Annotated in this window: 1 protein-coding gene and 1 pseudogene; one reads left to right on the forward strand and one right to left on the reverse strand. The window is 44.9% G+C overall.

Annotated features, from left to right (window positions below):
* Positions 1-841 (forward strand): replicative DNA helicase (locus B7Y67_RS18855; protein ID WP_293599940.1); only part of this gene is annotated, 841 nt, incomplete at its 5' end.
* 87 nt (positions 842-928) lie between these two features.
* Here B7Y67_RS18855 and B7Y67_RS18860 read toward each other — a convergent pair.
* Positions 929-1,139 (reverse strand): annotated as a pseudogene (locus tag B7Y67_RS18860) (mechanosensitive ion channel family protein); the annotation flags it as partial.

Below are 1,139 nucleotides of genomic sequence, written 5' to 3' on the forward strand. Positions count from 1 at the left end.
ACGCAGACTTACCTTTAAGAGTATCGAGCCATCTAGAGTATCCGAGGCGCAATGTATCTCAGTTAGTCATCCAGATAGAACCTATGTCACTAATGATTACGTAGTGACACATAACACCGCATTTGCGCTCAATATTGCTGAGAACGTTGCATTGGCTGAAGGCTTGCCTGTTGTGGTGTTCTCAATGGAGATGTCGGGTGAGCAATTAGCAGCTCGTTTGCTGGGTTCAGTTGGGCGCGTAGATCAAGGTCGTATGCGTACCGGTAAATTACAGGATGATGAGTGGCCACGTGTGACTGACGCGATTGCCCGTTTAAGTAATACCCAAATTTTGATTGATGAGACTGGCGCTCTTTCTAGCTTAGAGTTGCGTGCACGTGCACGTCGTATTGCCCGTAACTTCGGTGGAACGCTTGGACTCGTGGTGATTGATTACTTACAGTTGATGAGTGGATCTGGATCTGAGAACCGTGCAACAGAGATTTCAGAAATCTCTCGTTCTCTTAAGTCACTCGCTAAGGAATTACAGTGCCCAGTAGTTGCTTTATCACAGTTAAACCGTGGTCTTGAGCAACGCCCGAACAAGCGTCCAATCATGTCAGACTTACGAGAGTCAGGCGCGATCGAGCAAGATGCCGACTTAATTATGTTTATCTATCGTGATGAGGTTTATCACCCAGATACGACAACTGATAAAGGCATGGCAGAGATCATTATTGGTAAGCAGCGTAATGGACCAATTGGTACTGTGCGCTTAAGTTGGCAGGGCCCATATACCAAGTTTGATAACTTGGCGATGGGGTCGGTTGGCTACTCTTCTGGTGGGTACGAACCCTTCTAAGTAATTACTTCAACCCAAAGATTGAGGTAAAAAAATCTCGCAATCAAAATGCTACGAGACTTTCTACTCCGGTAGATTTAATTTGCTCTAGTTTTGCTTCATGATCATGTTTTGTGAGGCAACAGGCGCTGGGAATCCAGCTGAAGTTAATGCCTCACTCATGACGCGATTACTATCAAAATAGACTTGCCAGTAATAATTGTTATTGCAATAAGGACGCACTGCTAGTACTGGACCCACGAGATTGAACTCTAATATATTGACTTCAACAGCTGGGTCTTTTAATACGTTTGGGATC

The organism is Polynucleobacter sp. 35-46-11 (genome assembly GCF_002281105.1).